Origin of the sequence: Rhizobium sp. SL86 (assembly GCF_026672545.1) — a bacterium.
Classification (GTDB): domain Bacteria; phylum Pseudomonadota; class Alphaproteobacteria; order Rhizobiales; family Rhizobiaceae; genus Neorhizobium.
The window spans coordinates 1,065,363-1,084,324 of the sequence record NZ_JAPPRJ010000009.1 but is presented as its reverse complement, the minus strand read 5'-3'; the positions used below and the strand labels follow the sequence as shown (position 1 = coordinate 1,084,324).

The 18,962-nt window shown below is 58.8% G+C and carries 15 protein-coding genes; 5 read left to right on the top strand and 10 right to left on the bottom strand.

All coding sequences use genetic code 11. From position 1 onward, the window contains the following. Positions 1–26 precede the first annotated feature (26 nt). The gene (locus OU993_RS28185; protein ID WP_268162476.1) at positions 27–959 is read left to right on the top strand and encodes a hypothetical protein; all 933 of its coding nucleotides are present in this window, start codon (positions 27–29) and stop codon (positions 957–959) included. Between the two features lie 22 nt (positions 960–981). On the opposite strand, the gene OU993_RS28180 is transcribed toward OU993_RS28185, so the two are convergent. From OU993_RS28180 to OU993_RS28165, 4 genes are all read right to left on the bottom strand, one after another. Continuing rightward, positions 982–2,034: a hypothetical protein gene (locus OU993_RS28180; protein WP_268162475.1), complete on the bottom strand. Its 1,053-nt coding sequence runs from the start codon at positions 2,032–2,034 to the stop codon at positions 982–984. Between the two features lies 1 nt (position 2,035). After that, positions 2,036–3,472 (bottom strand): AAA family ATPase, encoded by a 1,437-nt coding sequence (locus OU993_RS28175; RefSeq protein WP_268162474.1) that lies wholly within the window; start codon positions 3,470–3,472, stop codon positions 2,036–2,038. Between the two features lie 797 nt (positions 3,473–4,269). Further along, positions 4,270–7,191, bottom strand: a complete 2,922-nt coding sequence (locus OU993_RS28170) for a hybrid sensor histidine kinase/response regulator (RefSeq protein ID WP_268162473.1) — start codon at positions 7,189–7,191, stop codon at positions 4,270–4,272. Positions 7,192–7,435: 244 nt separating this feature from the next. Further along, on the bottom strand, positions 7,436–7,648 hold the full coding sequence (locus tag OU993_RS28165; RefSeq protein ID WP_268162472.1) for a hypothetical protein: 213 nt from the start codon (positions 7,646–7,648) through the stop codon (positions 7,436–7,438). Between the two features lie 387 nt (positions 7,649–8,035). Here OU993_RS28165 and OU993_RS28160 point away from each other — a divergent pair, with 387 nt between their 5' ends. Next, entirely contained in the window at positions 8,036–8,284 is a 249-nt protein-coding gene (locus OU993_RS28160) for a hypothetical protein (RefSeq protein ID WP_268162471.1), read from the top strand. A 54-nt stretch (positions 8,285–8,338) separates the two neighbouring features. On the opposite strand, the gene OU993_RS28155 is transcribed toward OU993_RS28160, so the two are convergent. Next, the gene (locus tag OU993_RS28155) at positions 8,339–9,157 is read right to left on the bottom strand and encodes a polysaccharide deacetylase family protein (protein WP_268162470.1); all 819 of its coding nucleotides are present in this window, start codon (positions 9,155–9,157) and stop codon (positions 8,339–8,341) included. A gap of 351 nt (positions 9,158–9,508) precedes the next feature. Here OU993_RS28155 and OU993_RS28150 point away from each other — a divergent pair, with 351 nt between their 5' ends. Then, positions 9,509–9,712 carry a hypothetical protein gene (locus tag OU993_RS28150; protein ID WP_268162469.1) on the top strand — a complete coding sequence of 68 codons (204 nt, stop codon included), beginning with the start codon at positions 9,509–9,511 and terminating at the stop codon, positions 9,710–9,712. 41 nt (positions 9,713–9,753) lie between these two features. Here OU993_RS28150 and OU993_RS28145 read toward each other — a convergent pair whose 3' ends face one another. Next, complete coding sequence (locus tag OU993_RS28145; protein WP_268162468.1) at positions 9,754–11,529, bottom strand: methyl-accepting chemotaxis protein; 1,776 nt, start codon at positions 11,527–11,529, stop codon at positions 9,754–9,756. A 377-nt stretch (positions 11,530–11,906) separates the two neighbouring features. Between OU993_RS28145 and OU993_RS28140 the strand changes: the two genes are divergently transcribed. Next, a complete protein-coding gene (locus OU993_RS28140; RefSeq protein ID WP_268162467.1) occupies positions 11,907–12,089 on the top strand; it encodes a hypothetical protein in 183 nt (60 codons plus the stop codon). A gap of 43 nt (positions 12,090–12,132) precedes the next feature. Here the strand turns inward: OU993_RS28140 and OU993_RS28135 are convergent, their stop codons facing one another. Then, positions 12,133–13,380: an AGE family epimerase/isomerase gene (locus tag OU993_RS28135; protein WP_268162466.1), complete on the bottom strand. Its 1,248-nt coding sequence runs from the start codon at positions 13,378–13,380 to the stop codon at positions 12,133–12,135. A 165-nt stretch (positions 13,381–13,545) separates the two neighbouring features. Between OU993_RS28135 and metH the strand changes: the two genes are divergently transcribed. Then, positions 13,546–17,319 carry a methionine synthase gene (gene metH / locus OU993_RS28130; protein WP_268162465.1) on the top strand — a complete coding sequence of 1,258 codons (3,774 nt, stop codon included), beginning with the start codon at positions 13,546–13,548 and terminating at the stop codon, positions 17,317–17,319. 83 nt (positions 17,320–17,402) lie between these two features. On the opposite strand, the gene OU993_RS28125 is transcribed toward metH, so the two are convergent. From OU993_RS28125 to OU993_RS28115, 3 genes are all read right to left on the bottom strand, one after another. Beyond that, positions 17,403–17,699: a HigA family addiction module antitoxin gene (locus OU993_RS28125; RefSeq protein ID WP_268162464.1), complete on the bottom strand. Its 297-nt coding sequence runs from the start codon at positions 17,697–17,699 to the stop codon at positions 17,403–17,405. A 32-nt stretch (positions 17,700–17,731) separates the two neighbouring features. Continuing rightward, the gene (locus OU993_RS28120; protein WP_268162463.1) at positions 17,732–18,013 is read right to left on the bottom strand and encodes a type II toxin-antitoxin system RelE/ParE family toxin; all 282 of its coding nucleotides are present in this window, start codon (positions 18,011–18,013) and stop codon (positions 17,732–17,734) included. Positions 18,014–18,091: 78 nt separating this feature from the next. After that, complete coding sequence (locus tag OU993_RS28115) at positions 18,092–18,961, bottom strand: protein phosphatase 2C domain-containing protein (RefSeq protein WP_268162462.1); 870 nt, start codon at positions 18,959–18,961, stop codon at positions 18,092–18,094. Between the last annotated feature and the right edge of the window lies 1 nt (position 18,962).

The following is an 18,962-nucleotide window of genomic DNA, read 5'->3' as shown; positions in this document are numbered from 1 at the left end:
AGTAGGCATACATATAGGGACGACTTTTGCGCCAATCTGTTACCGTCATTTTCGCTCTGACCGTCAGCGTGCTCGCGGCGCTCTTTTTCTATGATTTGGGCGCCGCAAATCGAGAGATTGAAGGCCGGAGCAGTGAGATTCGATCATACTTAGAGCGCCAACAGAGGGCGCTTATCGAGAGCGAGTGTAGGCTCCCGGATCTAAATTCCGTTGCAACTTGCGTGACAGAGATATTGGGTCAGTCGTTGGAGGCAATACATAATCAGAAAGACCTCATTGCTCAGCAGAAAGTGGCAGAATGGACCAAATGGGTAGTAGCGACCGGACTTATTCAGACCCTCCTCTCCGCCGCAGCACTTATTTGGGTGGCCAAGACGTTTGCACAAACGTCCGCTGCAACACGGATTGCTCTTGAGAGCACCGCGTTAGCCAGAAGTGCCTATGAGACGGAACATCGACCCTGGCTGCACTTTGATGAACTGAACGCTTTTAGAGTACGGGTCCGGGGATCGTTTGTTCGTGTTCACCTGAAAGTCGGTTTCATCAACTACGGCAAGACGCCGGCACGGAATATTCGACTGCATGCCAAGGCTTATACATACCCCTTAGGTGCCAATGAAATGATGTCGTCCTTCGAAACCTACGCTCGAAATAAAGGCACGTCCGCTGTTTACACTCTCGCGAGCAACGCAAAATTGATGGAGGAGACAGTTGCGGTTTATCACCTGGCTGAACACGATAACGATGACCCGTTCGCTCAGTCCGAGGTTCGGTACTTGGTCGTCTTCCTAGGTGCGACGTATTCCAGCATGATAGATTCCGATGCTGAATACAGTACAACAGCCGCTATGTTCCTAGAATTTAACGAGGACATGAGGCCGGTTGTAGCGCAAATGGGTGAAATCGATCCAGCTAATTTTACTGTGGAGCGACAGCCGAAAATGGATCGAATGAGTTAGCTACGTAGGCTGATTGCTAGCTTCACGTTCTGAGCGCACCATTCGACACAAAGTACCAGAAGATTTTTTCGAAGAAGGCAAAGAATCTTTGTTGCCACCGCCTCTCCCGGATCAAAGCTCTAAACTCGGAGATCAGGCGACCGCTGGATTTGATTTGCTCAATGATCCGATCGCCATAGCCAGGCACATCTGTCAACTCGTGTAAGCCGGCTAGCTCAAACCTGCTTCGTATCCAAGATGCTGCTTGTTCGTTCAATGCGCAGCATTGCAGTTGTATGCCGGATTTTAAATCTGCATACATTTCGATCCTTTCTACAAGATCTATCGATGCGTCGTCTTCAGCAGCGGAAATTCTTAAATATACATCATTCGCAGTATTTCTAGTTCCTGATGGGAGTTGGCGCAGTACATCGAACGGAACAAAATTCTCTACCTCTCGGCACGGCGTGATAAAAAAGTCTCCAACGTTCCAGTTAGCCGTTTCGAACAGATGCGACAAAGAGGATGTTTTCTTCTCGACGCTACAGTCGGGACTGCTTTTATCGGAGTCTATTATTGCCAAAGCAATTCTTTTCCTCTCGAACTTGTCACGCAAAACGTTAACGGAGTTCTGTCCACCGCCATGTATGAGCTCGTACTCAAATTTTCTAACAGGTGATTTCCTGGCGATCTCCTCGAATATTTGTTTATACATAAACCCGTCAGAGACTACATCCTCTACAACTACAGCGCATGGATCAAGGACGCGAGATTCTATCGCAGCACCAATGGATATCTTAAAACAGTTATCTTGCTTGTGAGCGAATACACTTATATCATTTACTATGCTGACGTAGGCATAAGCTTGTTTGTGCAGATTTCCTGTTTGAGTATAATCCTGTGAGAGGCGATTGGTAAGAGCTTTTTCCTGATTGGAAAGGTCCAGGTCTTGAATTGCGGCAGCAATGGTTCTGTCGAGAACAACTAAGTGGTGTCCCCGGCGGTGACATCTTAGGAGCTCCCTCGCAAGCTCCAACAGCCTCGCATCGGTTGCGAGGGGAGGGAAGTTATCATCGTACGTCCATCTAATGATCATATCAAAACACTGCAGGTTGGAAAAATCCGTAAGGCCAATCGACCAAGCTGCCATCGTCGTCAAAGCCAACGGTTCGTACACTTGTGAGCGATGACGCGTCTCTGGGCTCGAAGAGAACCACTTGCACATCTGAGGGCAGGAGACGCTTAGAGGCAATGAATTCCCCCAGACGGTTGATCAAGGTTTCGCTGTGCGTTTCGACAACGTAGCGCATTTGAGGCCCAGGCTGCTTCGATCCGCCCTCAATACCGCTAGTAAGCGCATCTGCGAGTAGCGCTTGGTGGGCAGGGTGGAGATGTAGTTCTGGTTGCTCGATGGCCAGTATAGACAATGGCGGAGGGTTGCTTCTGTTCGGCGGCCTATTCTTTGCCCACCAAATTTGGCCAAGTACAGGCAAGATCTGCGAAACGCCATATCCGACGTCAACGATGTTTGACTCCATGCCGCCGTCGGTCAAGTTGATGCTGATGTGTCCAGTCTGTCGCGAAACGTTTACGCCATAGCCAAATAAGTGCTTCACCCATGATGAAAACTCGTCGATTTGACGTTTGCTCAATGAGTTAAGGAACATGGGGAAATTTTTGCCATCCGGATCAATTTCGGAGACCGCCAAGTCCTGATATCGGTAATAGCGATCACTGCGCACACGCGCCGGGCCGATGTACAAAGTTGATACAAATGTTCGTTCAAGATACTGATAAACAGCTCGAAAAATGCTGGGGCAGTTTATGAGATTTATTATCTGGTAGATCGCGCTGTAGGGGCCTATATTCGGGTAATTTGCAATGCTCCTAATAGCCGCGGCCACCGTTACTCCTTGTGTCCGAGCCAAAGCTGATATTTTTTCTGACGTAGGAATTCCGGAGTGGGCTAGTCGTGTCGCTAACTCTGCAACTGTTTTATCCTTCGTCCGATTATCAATTAATCGCCTCAAAGCTCGCGTAAGATGTGGGATAAATGATGTCCCACCTTGTAGAGCCCAAGGGGTAGATGTGCTCTCATCTCGCGGACGCCAGTAACTGATTTCGGGGAATAAGCTACCCGATGAAATTCGTACTCTCATGGGGGATATGATGGGGGCTATATCCTGACCATCAATTTCCATCCTCATAAAGTTGTTGTTTTCTTCAAGGGTAAGTGAATATTCAACCTTTGGATCCGATATTTTAAGATTTATGTTAGATATTACTGTTCTTTCGCCTCTCCTGTCTATCGCGCACTCGATCTTTACACCCTGTAGTCTGGATGTTGCGGATGGCATCCGCCGATAATCGCCGAACTGGTCAAAAAAGAAGGGGCGTTGTTCGGTAGTCAATTCGTCAATTTCGAATTTAAACCATATCTTTTTTTCCGGTGATTGACGATTGACCACTGTTTCGAATGTGCCGAAGTCCACAAAGTCGCCATACCAAAGCATTGGCGAACTGGTTCGCGTCATCAGTGACTGACGAAGTAGTGGGAGCGTCCGGAGAAATGAGCTTTTGCCACCGCTATTGCGGCCGACTAGCAGGGTAATCGGCTTTAACTCGATCGGATCCACTTGCTCAAGTCGACGTACATTGCTCAGTCCGTATTTAAGCATAGCGATTCGATGCCTCGGTTGTGATAGCGTTCTTTACACAATCTTTTTCTGCGGGAAAGGACTCTTTGGCTGAACGACGCTCAGTCTCTGCGGATGCATCTCGTTGGCGTCTCAGCGTACGTTAACCGTCACGGTTCAACGTTGTAGCACTGTTGTAATTGCCGGATCCTATTCACCTCCCGATCACCCCATCCCGGAAAATGCCAGAAAAGCAAGTGGTAGGTTGTGCTTTACCAATCAGGTGCTGACAGCGGCCCAAATGTCCGGTTGCTTCACCGTTGCCTTTGGTCCGTAGCACGGAGCGCAGCGCATGGCGCAAATCTCGCTTAGTGGAAAACGACACAAACACCTGAAAAACAAGTGTTTCTCGAATCCAATCTAATTGCCGAAATGTTTTTTGTAATCGCCGGTACCCAATCCTCTCCCTTTTGTCGCGGTCTCGCCGGTAAAGTCTCGTATAATCAACGGATTGGAGACACGTCGGGAGCGGCGTGGGCAGTTTGACGCTGATTTGAAAGCCGCGGCCAATCAGCAGGGATTTGCCGCATAAGAGCGGAATATGTAACCTCTTGGCTCCCCGAGCCGGAGTTAAGCCGCGCAGGGCTGACAACCGGTAAAATGCTGAAATGGCGGGCGTTTTCGCTTGTTCCCAGTTAATCCCGGAGATTCCCGCTATTTCCATCTTCTCCGGTCACCATCACCCGAATCCGCTTTGCCAACAGATCGTAATCATATGGTTTGGTGATCAGGCTGGCGCGCTCCAGGCCTTCGGAGCCGGGGACGTGCATGTCGCCGGTGGCGAAGATGACGGGGAGGTCGGGCTGGATGTCGCGGATGCGGCGGATGAGGTCGAGGCCGTTCATGTCGGGCAGGTGCACGTCGGTGACGAGGATGTCGATCGCGGCGCCGTCGATGGCGGCCAGCGCTTCGCGGCCGTTGCCGGCCTCCACCACGCTGAAGCCGAAGTCCGACAGGTAATCGGCCGTCGAGATGCGGATCAGCGCCTCGTCCTCGCAAAACAGCACACGGATCGTGGAGGATTTTTCGGTCATCATGGAAACGCCTCCTGAAGCTTGAGCGGATATCGCCTGGCCTGCCCGTTCGCGCGCCTTGTCGAGCAGCGCGCGGATCTTGCGGGCCAGCGTCTCGCGTGCATAGGGTTTGCTGAGCAGGTTCACGCCGGGATCCAGCCGGCCGCCATGCACGATCGAGTTTTCCGTATAACCGGAGGTGAACAGAACCTCGATCTCCGGGCGGCGTTCCTTGGCCTTGCGGGCAAGCTCGCTGCTTTTCAGGCGCCCGGGCATCACCACGTCGGTGAACAGGAGGTCGATCGCGACACCGCTTTCGATGATGGCAAGGCCGCTGTCGGCATCGCGGGCTTTCAGCACCTTGTAACCCAGATCCGAGAGCATGTTGACGGTGATGTCGCGCACCGCCTCGTCATCCTCGACAACCAGAACCGTCTCGGATCCACCGGTCACGTCGCCGCCGACCTCCTCGGCCAGCAGGTCTTCACTTTCCATCGAACGGGGAAGGTAGATGCGCACCGTCGTGCCGCTGCCCACCTCGCTGTAGATGTTGATGTGGCCGCCCGACTGCTTGACGAAACCATAGACCATGGACAGGCCAAGGCCGGTGCCTTTGCCCTCGGGTTTGGTGGTGAAAAACGGATCGAAGGCGCGTGCCAGCACGTCCGGCGGCATGCCGCAGCCGGTGTCGCTGACGGCCAGCATCACATACTGGCCTGCCTCCACATCGAAGGCATTGCGGGTGTAGTGATCATCCAGAAAGGCATTGCCGAGCTCAATCGTCAGGCGTCCGTGCCCGTCCATGGCGTCGCGCGCGTTGATCGCCAGATTGAGCAGCGCGTTTTCGACATTGGACGGATCGACCAACGTGTTCCACAACCCGCCGCCGACGATGGTGTCGATCTCGATCGCTTCGCCGAGGCTGCGGCGGATCAGGTGGTCCATCTCGCGTACCAGCCGGCCGAGATTGATCACTTTGGGGGCGAGCGGCTGGCGGCGACCGAAGGAAAGAAGCTGCGAGGCAAGCCGGGCTCCACGCGAGGCGCCGGAGAGCGCGCTTTCCAGCCGCTTTTCCGCCACGGGGTTTCCGGCGATGTCCCGTGCCAGCAATTGCAGATTGCCGGTGATCACCTGCAGCAGATTGTTGAAATCATGGGCGATGCCGCCGGCCAGATTGCCGATCGCCTCCATCTTCTGGCTCTGGCGCAGCACTTCCTGCGTCCTCAGAAGCTCGGCCGTGCGCTCTTCCACCCGGGTTTCGAGCGTTGTTGCGAGCGTTTCCAGACGGCTTTCGGTGTTCTTCTGGTCTTCGATGTCGGTGTTCGTGCCGACCCAGCGGATGATCTCCGCACTGGCATTGGCAATCGGCACCGCCCGGCTGATGAACCAGCGGAAGTTGCCTTCGGCACAGCGCAGGCGCACTTCCGCCTGGAAACTGCGCGCCTTGGCGATCGCCTCGCGCCAGACGCGCAGAACCCGCTCGCTGTCGTCCGGATGGATCATGGCGTCGATGGCATCGCGACGGCCGGCAATGTCATCGATGCCGAGATAATTCAGCATCGGCAGATTGCACCAGTCCATGCAGCCTTCGGCCGTCGCGGTCCAGACATGGTTGGGCAGAGCCTGCGCCAGCGAGCGGAAACGGTCCTCGCTCTCGCGGGCGGCCTCCTGGGCCTGGCGCAGTTCGGTGACGTCATTGCCCTGCACAAAGATGCCGGTCACGGTGCCGCTTGCATCGCGGACGGGCTGGAAAACGAAGTCGACGAAGCGATCGTCCGGAGCGCCGTGTCCGAGGCGACGCAGGGCGACCTTGGCACCGAAAGCCCGGTAAGGTTCCCCCGTCGCGAAGACCTGGTCCAGCAGTTCGTAAAATCCCTGACCTTCGATGTCCGGCAGGGCATCGCGCACCGTGCGCCCGACGATCTCGCTGCGGCCGACGAGTTTCAGGTAGGCGGCATTGGCGATTTCGAAGACATGCTCCTTGCCCTGCAGCACGGCCATGAAACCGGGTGCCTGTTCGAACAGGCTGCGCAGATATTCCCGCTCGCGGCCCAGCGCCAGATTTTCGCCCTGCACCGCATCGGCACGCCGCAGCACATCCGTTTCGACCTGCCAGGAACTGGGCACCGACTGGCGCAGAAGATGCAGTTCGGTGACATCGACCGTATGCTGCAGGATCAGCCGCACCTGGCCTTTTTCCGTCTTGATCGGTGTGTGCGTGGCGCTCCAGTAACGCTCCGCCATGGTGCCGTCGGGTTTGGCGATAGGGTAGGGGATCAGTGGCAGTTGATCGGGTTTGCCCGTCTTGAACACTTTTGCGAAGGATTGGCGCAGCAGCCGGCCATGAACGGATTGCGGATCGCTCGGGAAAACCTCGAACATGCCTCGACCGAGCAGCGCCTCGCGCGTCTGCATCGTCACGGCCAGATAGGCGTCGTTCATCCCGACCATCACCAATTCGGGATCAAGGATCACATAGGGATTGGGCGATAGATTAAAAAGCCTGTCAAGATCGAGCCCGGAGAGCCCAGTCCTTCGAAACATGCCATGTCCCCGCGCCGCACCTGTGATTCTCACTGGTTATAGTGCGCAAACACCCCCTGGCAAGGCACAGGCCGGGAAGAAGACGGCGGTGGCAGGCTTCGTCCAGTAACGGACAGTCAGCAATCGATCATAAAGTTATCGTTGAAACGATGACGCTGGTGACGAGAATCTGATGCTGCCGTTCCGCGCGGTTCGCTGGACTTCGGTCTCGGAGACCGCCGCGCCGGCACGCCCATCACTCTCGTCAGACAGCTTGTACCCCGGATGGTGCCGCGCCGACCAGATGCTGTGCCGCGCGCAAATCCCGTCCGTAGGAGGTGCGCAGGTTGTCGCGTCCGGCATCGGTCAGGAGTTCCTCCTTGCGCGTCAGATGGAAAACACCGTCCGCGAAGGTTCCGGTCGCGTTCTCGTCGCTCTCTTGTTTCAGCCACTCATCAATGAAGGTCATGATCGTCATCGCCCACTCCGTCGACAGCCAAACGAGCAACATGCGGCTTCGTTCCATTAGATCATGTGAAGGTTAAGAAAATGCGGCGGCGTTCGCTTAACCGACATCCGTGGGTCGTTCCATAATGGAACGGATGAAGAACGTATCGGGATCGGCGAAATCGGCAATTCACAGCTTTTCCACAACCCGTCCCGAGGCCGATTTTGGAGAGATCGCGTGTGTGATCAAAGGCTTGGATATTTTCCGCAAGAACGCTTGTGGATCAGGCTTCCGCTTCGGAACGTGGGTCTTGGCCCCGGTTCGGCGAGGCGTTGTGCCAGACCGGAAAACGGAGGCCTCGCGATATTTCTGTCGTAATTTACAGCGATAAAGGGTTTCGCTGCTGGAGGAATGGCGATGGATACCGAACTCAGCATAACCGAACTGGCCAATGATCCCCTGATCGGCCTTCTGATGCGTGCCGATGGCGTCGATCAGGAGCAATTGTCCGAATTGCTCGGCCGGACAGCCCGCTTGCAGGTGGCGCATCTGCAAGACCGCATCCGCCAGGCGCGGGCGGAGGAATTCTACAGCCGCCTCGATCTGGTGCATGCCCTGCGACCGGCCAATACGGCCTCTGCGAATGCGGCCTCTGCGCAGGTGTAACGCTGCGAACACTCTTTCGGCATCCGCGGTCGGATCGTGATCTCGGATCCGCTGTTAGGGGCTTGTGCCGGCCTCGCCAATTTCCTCGACATCCGACAGGCGCACGAAACTGACGCCGCGTCGTTTCAAGCTCGAGAGCGCCCGCGCAACACCTTCTCCGGCGGCGTGGCCGGGTTGGTTGATGTGGGCGATGATCACATCCCCGTCTCTAGCCGAGGCGATCTTCTTTTCCGTGATCGACGCACCGAGCAATGAACCGCCGTCGCCGTTGAGGGAATAACCGGCGATGCGATATCCCATCGCGCGGATCTGGCGGATGGCGGAGGGATCGTATTTGGCGGTCGATCCGCGAAACCAGGTGGCTTTTGGAAATCCTGCGGTCTCGATGGCCGCATTGCCGCCAATAACTTCCTGCGCGACCGCCTCGGCAGAACCTGCAGAGGCGATGCCGTAGATCAGGGTCGGAACATCGACTGCTGGCACATGGTTGGCGCCGTGGTTCTCCACCTCGAACAGGTCCGGATGCTGGCGCAGGATTGCGACGGCCTCCGGATTGCTGCGCAGCCATCTCGCCGTCACGAAGATGGTGGCCGGGATCCGTTCTGCGACCAGCACCGAGAGGATGCGCATGTCCGTCTTTCCCATGCAGGCATCCAGGGTGAGCGCCACCTGCGGCCGGTTGCGATCCGGTGCGGGCAGAAGGTGCAATTGCGGCTCCAGCAGGCGTGGCGATGGCGGCCTGGGTGGCATCGGTGCGGCCACGACGGCGGGTGAGCCGATCGCCACAGGTTCGGTGGCATGGCCAGGCCCCTCCGGCAACGACACAGAAAGAAGGGCGGCAAGAAGCAGGGCGGAAAGCGCGCGGTCGGTCATCGGTGCAGGTCTGAACGGGAAGCAGGACGGATGGGTTGCCCAGGGAGGACGGGGCCCCGTTCCTCTATCGCAAGGCGACCGTTTACGCCAGTCACGGTGGGATGCCGATGAGACTTCAGGAGGCATTGTCTCTGATCATGTGTCGGAACGGGGCATCAGACCTGCGTGCGCAACCAAATGGTAACCTCATCTGGCAATGGCGGGAGACGTTTCGCGACAGGTTGGTAATCTTCTGTTTGCCATCCCTGGTGGCGAGGGAAACCGTCGGACCCCCCACTCTGACGAGTGCGACGGTTTCCCTCCAGTTTCCGCATGCGGCGGCAAAACGAAATACGATGACAGGTGAGCTTGATGATCAAGGAACACACGGCCATCGAAGGCGTTCTGACCCCTGAGGAACTGGCGCTGCTGCAGCGCATTTTCGATGATGCCCTCAAGGGAACGGGTTATTCGAAGCAGAGCCTGGAGGCCAATCTTCTGGCCTCGCTCGTCATTCATCTGTACCTGCGCGGCGTTCGAAACGAAGACAGCCTGCGCGCGCTTCTGGCGGCCTGATCAGACCGCCATCACCGCCGTTTTGTGCTGATCCCGAGGGATCAAAACTCCTCCCAGTCTTCCTTCAGGGCATTGGCTCCGCTGACGGCCGGGCTCGGGCGTCTTGTCGGAGCGCTTCTGGCCGGGGCTACTGGCGCCTGGGTGGCGTGGCGCTGCGGTGCCGGGGCACTGGCGCGGCCGTTCAATGTGAAGTGGGACAGCAATTGCCGGAGGCTGGCGGTTTCGGAGGCAAGCGACGCGCTGGCCGCGTTCGACTCCTCGACCATTGCGGCATTCTGCTGTGTCATCTGATCCATCTGGTTGATGGCGCTGTTGACCTCGCCGAGCGCCACGGACTGTTCCTTCGCGGCACTCGCAATCGCTTCGATGCGTTCGTTGACGGCGGAAATATTGCCTTCGATCAGCTTCAGCGCCTTGCCGGTCTCGCTGACGAGGCGAACGCCGTTTTCGACCTCCGTTGACGAGTTCTGGATCAGGCCCTTGATCTCTTTTGCCGCGGCCGCCGAACGCTGCGCCAGTTCGCGCACTTCCTGGGCGACGACCGCAAACCCCTTGCCGGCTTCGCCCGCACGGGCGGCCTCGACACCGGCATTCAGTGCCAAAAGGTTGGTCTGGAAGGCGATTTCATCGATCACGCCGATGATGTTGGAGATCTGCCCGGAGGACGCTTCGATGCGTGCCATCGCGCTGACGGCATCCGCCACGACTTTTGCCGAGTTGATCGCGCCGGTATTGGCGGTCGCGGCGGCCGCCTTTGCCTCGTCGGCCCGCTGGGAGGAGGTCGTCACGTTCGTGGTGATCTGGTCCAGCGCTGCGGCGGTCTCTTCCAGCGATGCGGCCTGCTGTTCCGTGCGCTTCGACAGATCCTCCGCGCTGCGGCTGATTTCCCGCGTTCCGGTATCGATTTCCTGGGTCGAGCGGGCAACCGCGCCCAACGTTTCTGCCAGTTGTGAAACCGCAGTGTTGAAGTTGTTGCGCAGGACTTCGAAATCCTTGGCAAAACTGGACTGGATCGTGCAGCTCAGGTCACCACCGGCAACTCTCTTCAGCCCTTCGCCGATCTGGTCCACGGCGCGAACGCGCTCCGTCACATCGGTGGCAAACTTCACCACCTTCGTCACGCGCCCCTTGTCATCAAGGATCGGGTTATAGGATGCGTTGATCACGACCGTGCGGCCACCCTTGCCGATGCGCGTGAACTCGGCGGCCTGGAAGCGACCGGCATTCAGTTCCGCCCAGAAGGTCCGGTAATCGGCACTCTGGGCATAGGTCGGATCGACGAACATGCTGTGGTGCTTGCCCTGGATCTCGTCCAGCCGGTAGCCCAGCGTCGTGAGAAAGTTTTCGTTTGCGGTCACCACCTTGCCGTCGGTCGTGAATTCGATGATCCCCTGAACGCGGCTGATTGCATCCATCTGGTTCTGGTAGTCGATGTTCAGCATGCGCGCTTTGGCATCAAACCATTCGACGGCAAAACCGGTGACCTTCGAGCCTTCCTTCAGGGGCGTCACCGTCAGATCGAAGGCGCGGTGGCCGACCCAGATGGTTGCCTTATGCTGCTTCTGCAGAGAGGAGAGCATTTTGCGCTGATACTGCGGGTTCTTGTGAAAGATGTCGATGTTGCTGCCGATCAGCCTGTCCACGGCAAAGGCCGGCAGTTCCTTCTTCAGGTCGCTCTCAGCTTCAACGAGAAGTGCGCGGACGGCATCATTCATATAGCGGATGTTCAAATCCACATCCGCAATCATGATGTTGGCTCCGACACTGTTCAGCGCCTGCATCTTCATTCCGAGGGTTTTTCCTGCAAAGCCGAACATTCACGTCTCCCATTGACCAGTCTGGTCGTTCACTGTTGCGTCAACGATGCCGGACAGTTGTCGAGCACATTTCACACGCATTAGTCCTGATTTTTAGGGATCCCTAATTAAGACAAGGTAAACCGATGTCGCCAGCTTCCGATGTATGATTTCTTGGATCTCTTGCGAAAAGCCAAGAATTTGGCGGCTCTTGGCAGGCCAGGCCGCTCATCATCACATGGTCAGTTTTGCGCCATCTTTCGCCGTTAACCTTTTGTTCCCAGATATCGGTATAGCCTGGACTATCTGCCGCACGATTCGTTGAACCGCCTGGGAGGAACGAAGGAACGGCAGTTTTCGTTGGAGGCCAATATTCCGGCGAAAGACGGGAGGAACCCATGCGTGGCAGAGGTAAGACCGTAGAGAAAATCCAGCGTCTGTCGATGAAGATCCTGATCGGCGCGTTTCTGGGCTGTGCTTTGCTGGCAGGGCTCCAGCTTCTCGTGCTGACCCGCGTTGATGCTGCCTTGAAGATGCAGCAGGCAAGCCTGATCGACCGTCAGGCAGCGGTGGTCCGCTAGCCGCGCGGCGCGTTTTTTCCGCGCGGCCAATCCTGTTCGGACTTCAGAACGATCCGCCGTGTTCGGTAATCACCTTCGTCAGGCTGCCGGTCGCCGGGAAAAGCGGGATGAGGCAGGCCTGGAAGGCGTGATAGATGTCACCCTTGCCGGGGAAAAGCGTGGTGGCGGGCACAAGCTCCTCGGTGGTTTCTTCGAACCAGCCGCCATGGTCGCGGTCGATGAAATGGCCGGCAATGGTCGACCAGATCAGGCGGTAGCTCTCCTCGTGGAAGGCGCTCGGTGCATGCGCGTTGAGGAAATGCGCGGCGCCAGCCGCCTCGCACATCGGCCACCAGAGCTTGCTCTTTTTCTCCGGCACGTCCTGCCAATCCAGTGTGTAGAAGAAGCCGCCCTTGGCCTTGTCCCAGCCGAGCGTCATCGAACGTTCGAACAGGGCTTCGGCCGCTTCCGGCATCCAGGCATGCGACTTGCCGCCCAGCGCGTAGAGCTGCAGCAGCAGGCGCGCCCATTCCAGCCAGTGGCCCGGCGTCGTGCCGGCCGGCCGGAACATCTCGTTCGGATGGTAATAGGTGCGGTCGACCACCCATTCCTCGGAAAAGTGCTCGGCAACCCGAAAACCCTCTTCCCGGGCGCGGCGGTTGATCAGGAGATCGGCAATGCTTTCCGCTTTCTCGAGATAGTGGCGCTCGCCGGTCACCTCGAAGGCGGCCATCAGGCTTTCGGTCAGGTGCATGTTGGAGTTCTGGCCGCGATAACCGGGTACGGGCTGCCAGTCCGCCGAGAATTCTTCGGCGATTGCGCCGTGGCGCTCCTCCCAGAATTTCGTCTCGATGACCTCGGTGATATCGGCCAGCATCTTGTCGGCCAGCGGATGACCGATCACCTTGGCGGAAGAGGCGGCGAGCAGAACGAAGGCGTGGCCGTAACCTTGCTTCGAGGCATCGGCGGCGCCGTCATCATTGGCCTGCCAGAAATAACCGCCATGCGTCTGGTCGCGGTGTTTTTCCCAGAGATAACGCATGCCGTGATCGACCACATCGGCAGCGCCCGGACGGCCGAGCAGGTCGGCGATTGCGAAACAATGCACCATGCGGGCGCTGGCATGGATGCCGCGCGCCGGATTGTTCGTGTCGAGGGCCACGCCCGTCCGATCAAGATCGTAAAAGCCGCCTTTCGGGTTGATGGCGCGGTCCTGGAAAAAATCCATCAGGCCTTCCGCCTGGGACAGAAGCCAATGGCGATGATAGGGGCGATTTGCCCAAAGCGGGCTGAGCGGTCCGGCGGCGGTCATGTCTGCTCCGAAACTTGGAATGGGAACCGAACACGCCTATAGCTCGCCGGCGGGATGCTGTCATGACCCATTGGCGCCTATCGCGTTCCGTTGGCTTAACATTGACATAAAGATATCTTTATGTGATTAAGCCTGATCTGCCCCACAGCCCCGAGGAGAGTGCCCGTGTTCGATCATCTGTTTGGTCCCGAAGGAGCGGCGCGCAACGGTCACGAGATCTTCGAGGCGCTGGCGAAGGCCGCGCGCGAACGCATTCTCATTCTCGACGGCGCCATGGGTACGCAGATCCAGGGATTGGGTTATAATGAGGACCATTTCCGCGGTGACCGTTTTATCGGCTGCGCCTGTCATCAGCAGGGCAATAACGACCTTCTGATCCTCACCCAGCCGCAGGCGATCGAGGACATCCATTACCGTTATGCCATGGCGGGTGCGGATATCATCGAGACGAACACCTTTTCCTCGACCCGCATCGCCCAGGCCGATTACCAGATGGAAGAGGCCGTTTACGATCTCAACCGCGAGGGCGCGCAGGTGGTGCGCCGGGCAATCGAGCGGGCCATGCGCGAGGACGGCAAACGCCGTTTCGTCGCCGGTGCCATCGGCCCGACCAACCGCACCGCCTCCATCTCGCCGGATGTCAACAATCCCGGCTACCGCGCTGTTTCCTTTGACGATCTGCGGCTTGCCTATGCCGAGCAGATCGATGGCCTGATCGATGGCGGCGCCGATATCATCCTGATCGAGACGATCTTCGATACGCTGAACGCCAAGGCGGCGATCTTTGCCTGCGAGGAACGTTTTGCGGCGAAGGGCATCCGTCTGCCGGTGATGATTTCCGGGACGATCACCGACCTTTCCGGTCGCACGCTGTCCGGCCAGACGCCGACGGCGTTCTGGAATTCGGTGCGCCACGCCAACCCGTTTACCATCGGCTTCAACTGCGCACTCGGTGCCGATGCCATGCGTCCGCATCTGCAAGAAGTGTCGGGCATTGCCGATACCTTCGTTTGCGCCTACCCGAATGCCGGCCTGCCGAACGAGTTCGGCCAGTACGACCAGTCGCCGGACGACATGGCGCGTCAGGTGCGCGAATTCGCCAAGGAAGGACTGGTCAACGTGGTGGGCGGCTGTTGCGGTTCGACGCCGGAGCATATCCGCGCCATTGCCGAGACGGTGAAGGAGTTTGCCCCGCGCCAGGTGCCGGAACATCGCCCCTTCATGTCGCTCTCGGGTCTTGAGCCCTTCGAACTGACGAAGGACATTCCCTTCGTCAATGTCGGCGAGCGCACGAACGTCACGGGTTCTGCAAAATTCCGCAAGCTGATCACGGCGGCCGACTACACATCGGCACTCGCCGTTGCCCGCGACCAGGTGGAAAACGGTGCGCAGATCATCGACATCAACATGGACGAGGGCCTGATCGATTCCGGCCGCGCCATGGTGGAGTTCCTCAACCTGATCGCCGCCGAGCCCGACATCGCCCGCGTGCCGGTGATGATCGACAGCTCCAAGTTCGAGATCATCGAGCAGGGCCTGAAATGCGTGCAGGGCAAGGCGGTGGTGAATTCCATCTCGCTGAAGGAAGGCGAGGAGAATTTCATCCGCCAGGCAACGCTGATCCGCCGGTTCGGGGCCGCCGTCGTGGTCATGGCATTTGACGAGCAGGGGCAGGCGGATACCTATCAGCGCAAGGTGGAAATCTGCCGGCGTGCCTACAAGATCCTGACCGAACAGGCGGGTTTTCCGCCGGAAGACATCATCTTCGATCCGAACATCTTTGCGGTGGCGACCGGCATCGAGGAACACGACAATTACGGCGTGGATTTCATCGAAGCCACGCGCACCATCCGCCAGGAAATGCCGCTTGTGCATATTTCCGGCGGGGTCTCGAACCTCTCCTTCTCGTTCCGCGGCAATGAACCGGTGCGCGAAGCCATGCATGCGGTGTTCCTCTATCACTGCATCCAGGCCGGCATGGACATGGGCATCGTGAACGCCGGCCAGCTGGCGATCTACGAAAACATCGATCCGGAGCTGCGCGAGGCCTGCGAGGATGTGGTGCTGAACCGCCGCAAGGATGGCACCGAGCGCCTTCTGACGGTGGCCGAGCGCTTCCGCGGCGTGGCCGGCAAGGAAGCCAAGGCGCAGGATCTGTCCTGGCGCGAATGGCCGGTGGAAAAGCGGCTGTCGCACGCGCTCGTCAACGGCATCACCGAATATATCGAGGCCGATACGGAAGAGGCACGCCTTCAGGCGGAGCGTCCGCTGCACGTCATCGAAGGCCCGCTGATGGCCGGCATGAACGTGGTCGGCGATCTCTTCGGCTCCGGCAAGATGTTCCTGCCACAGGTGGTGAAATCCGCCCGCGTGATGAAGCAGGCGGTGGCCGTGCTGCTTCCTTACATGGAGGAGGAAAAGCGCCTCAACGGCGGCGAGGAAAAACAGGCGGCCGGCAAGGTGCTGATGGCGACCGTGAAGGGCGACGTGCACGATATCGGCAAGAACATCGTCGGCGTGGTTCTCGCCTGCAACAATTACGAGATCATCGATCTCGGCGTGATGGTGCCGGCAACCAAGATCCTCGAAGTGGCGAAGGAACAGAAGGTCGATGTGATCGGCCTGTCCGGCCTCATCACGCCGTCGCTCGACGAGATGGTGCATGTGGCGGCCGAAATGGAGCGTCAGGGTTTTGACGTGCCGCTCCTGATCGGTGGCGCAACGACGAGCCGCGTGCACACGGCGGTGAAGATCCATCCGCAATACAAGGCGGGGCAGGCGGTCTATGTCACCGATGCCAGCCGCGCCGTCGGCGTCGTCTCGAACCTCCTCGCCGAAGGTGGCCGCGAGGCCTATGTCGAGGGCATCCGCGCCGAATATGCCAAGGTGGCAGCCGCCCATGCGCGCGCCGAAGCCGAAAAGGTGCGCCTGCCGATTGCCCGCGCCCGTGCCAATGCCCAGAAGGTGGATTGGGCCGCCTATCAGCCGGTGAAGCCGAGTTTCCTCGGCACGAAGGTGTTTGACGACTATTCGCTGGAAGACCTGGTGCGCTACATCGACTGGACGCCCTTCTTCCAGACCTGGGAGCTGAAGGGGCGTTACCCGGCGATCCTTGAGGATGAGAAGCAGGGCGAGGCGGCCCGCCAGCTTTACGCCGATGCGCAGGCGATGCTGACAAAGATCGTCGCGGAAAAATGGTTCCGGCCGCGCGCCGTGATCGGCTTTTGGCCGGCGAATGCGGTGGGGGACGACATTCGCCTGTTCACCGACGAGAGCCGTGCGGAAGACCTGGCGACCTTCTTCACGCTGCGCCAGCAGCTGTCGAAGCGCGACGGCCGGCCGAATGTGGCGTTGAGCGATTTCGTCGCGCCGGTCGAAAGCGGCAAGGTGGATTATGTCGGCGGTTTCGTCGTTACCGCCGGCATCGAGGAAGTGGCGATTGCCGAACGCTTCGAGCGGGCCAACGACGATTATTCCTCGATCATGGTCAAGGCGCTCGCCGACCGGTTTGCCGAAGCCTTTGCCGAACGTATGCACGAACAGGTGCGCCGCGAGTATTGGGGCTACGCCAAGGACGAAAGCTTCTCGAACGAGGAGCTGGTCGCGGAAGCCTATGCCGGCATCCGCCCGGCGCCGGGTTATCCCGCGCAGCCCGACCACACCGAAAAGCGCACGCTATTCGACCTGCTGAAGGCCGAGGAGACCACCGGCGTGGTTCTGACGGAAAGTTATGCCATGTGGCCGGGCTCCTCCGTTTCCGGCCTCTATATCGGCCACCCGGACAGCTATTATTTTGGCGTGGCCAAGGTGGAGCGCGACCAGGTGGAAGACTATGCCCGCCGCAAGGGTATGGAGATCCCGGAGATCGAACGCTGGCTCGGGCCGGTGCTGAACTACGTGCCGGGCAATGGCGAGGAGACGGTGGACGACGCGGCGTGAGGGGGGGAGCCGAACCTTCACAGGTCGCCGCGTGGTACGCCATGATGGCGACGGTATTACCCCCGCGCCGGCGTTTTCGCGCGCTATGCCGCTTCGTATCGCTGGATCCTGTCGATATCAGCCCGAAGTTCTCTTGCACTGATCTTCAGGTCATAGCTCGCCTGAAGATTCATCCAGAATTCCGGCGAGGTCGCGAAGAACTTTGCCAGACGCAGCGCCGTGTCTGTCGTGACCGGGGCGGTCTCCTTGGCGATTCGCTCGATGCGCGTGCGGGGCACGCCGAGTTTCTTTGCAAGCGAACCGGCGCTCAGGGATAACGGCAGGAGATATTCCTCACGGAGAATTTCACCGGGATGCACTGGCGGAAGAATATCAGTCATTGTGTAACCTCCTTTACTGTGTGAGCCACATTTTAGTGGTAATCGACGATCTCAAGATCTTCCGCGCCTCCCTCTCGCCATACAAAGCAGATCCGCCACTGGTCGTTGATGCGGATCGAGTGTTGCCCGGAGCGATCACCTTTCAGGGCCTCCAGTCGGTTGCCCGGAGGCGAGCGCAGGTCGTCAAGCGTCGTTGCCACATTGATCATGGTGAGTTTTCTGATCGCGACCTTCAAAATGCTAGATGGGAAGCCTTTCGGAGTGTGACCACCGGCTACCGATCTCGTTCTCGCATCTTTGAATGAGCGGATCACGTTGCCACCGCATACTCAATGTATCGTGGTACGATACATAACACGGCAGTTGCCGACATGCTAGGGTCGGGCAATGCCTCACCCCTCCACCCGCACCAGCATCGCCGTCGTATCATCGCTCTGTTTGAACCGCGGGTATTTGAGGCCGTCCGGGTCCACCGCGCGTTCCAGGTGCCGGAGTTCCGCGATCAGCGGTCCAAGGCCGGCGGTGGCGGCGCGGCGGATGAGGGCGCCGGCATCGTAGATTTCGTAAAGGCTGACGAGATCGGCGAGGCCATCCGAGCAGATGATCGCCGTGGCGCCGCCGGTAAGCGGAATCGTCTTCTGCGCAAGATGGTCGGCGGCGTCGGGCACGAGGCCGAGCGACCAGACCCAACCATCCGGTGTGTTCTGTTTGGCGCGGCTTTCCCTCAAATCCTTGAGCGTCTCGGGGTCACCGACGAGCGAGCCGGCTGCGCCGATGCCGCCGAGCCGGGCGAGATGGGCCCGGGCGGCGGCCTTTTCGCGGGCGAAGGCGTCGGGTAGGGCGGTGAACGTTTCCGTCCGGCCATCGTCATGGAGAAGGTAGACGACGCTGTCGCCGAGGCCGAAAAACTGAAGGCCGGCATCGGTCACGCGAAGACCGGCGAGTGCGGCTGCCGGCCAGGCATAACGCGGCTGGTCGCCGGCGGTCGCCTCGAAGATCGTCCTCGCATCGGCGCTGATGCGGCGGACAAGCTCTGCCACCTGCACCTCGGGCACCAGTTCGACGGAAAGCCGTTGCGCGGCGTATTCGGCGATCCAGGCGGCATCCGTCTCGAAGCCGGTCATGAACTGCCGGTCGCCAAGGCCGGTTGCGCCGTCCAGCACGAAGGCGGCGGTGCGGTTGGCGCCGAACCGGTCCTCGTTGGGGCGGCCGGGTTTGCCGGCATCGGAGAGGCTGGCGATGACATCGAGGCGGACGGTCATG

Coding starts and splice junctions, on each gene's coding strand:
- OU993_RS28140 (WP_268162467.1), top strand. CDS start 11,907: ATGCGTGGCAGAGGTAAGACCGTAGAGAAAATCCAGCGTCTGTCGATG.
- OU993_RS28175 (WP_268162474.1), bottom strand. CDS start 3,472: ATGACGCGAACCAGTTCGCCAATGCTTTGGTATGGCGACTTTGTGGAC.
- OU993_RS28165 (WP_268162472.1), bottom strand. CDS start 7,648: ATGACGATCATGACCTTCATTGATGAGTGGCTGAAACAAGAGAGCGAC.
- OU993_RS28115 (WP_268162462.1), bottom strand. CDS start 18,961: ATGACCGTCCGCCTCGATGTCATCGCCAGCCTCTCCGATGCCGGCAAA.
- OU993_RS28180 (WP_268162475.1), bottom strand. CDS start 2,034: ATGATCATTAGATGGACGTACGATGATAACTTCCCTCCCCTCGCAACC.
- OU993_RS28160 (WP_268162471.1), top strand. CDS start 8,036: ATGGATACCGAACTCAGCATAACCGAACTGGCCAATGATCCCCTGATC.
- OU993_RS28145 (WP_268162468.1), bottom strand. CDS start 11,529: ATGTTCGGCTTTGCAGGAAAAACCCTCGGAATGAAGATGCAGGCGCTG.
- OU993_RS28125 (WP_268162464.1), bottom strand. CDS start 17,699: ATGACTGATATTCTTCCGCCAGTGCATCCCGGTGAAATTCTCCGTGAG.
- OU993_RS28135 (WP_268162466.1), bottom strand. CDS start 13,380: ATGACCGCCGCCGGACCGCTCAGCCCGCTTTGGGCAAATCGCCCCTAT.
- OU993_RS28170 (WP_268162473.1), bottom strand. CDS start 7,191: ATGTTTCGAAGGACTGGGCTCTCCGGGCTCGATCTTGACAGGCTTTTT.
- OU993_RS28155 (WP_268162470.1), bottom strand. CDS start 9,157: ATGACCGACCGCGCGCTTTCCGCCCTGCTTCTTGCCGCCCTTCTTTCT.
- OU993_RS28150 (WP_268162469.1), top strand. CDS start 9,509: ATGATCAAGGAACACACGGCCATCGAAGGCGTTCTGACCCCTGAGGAA.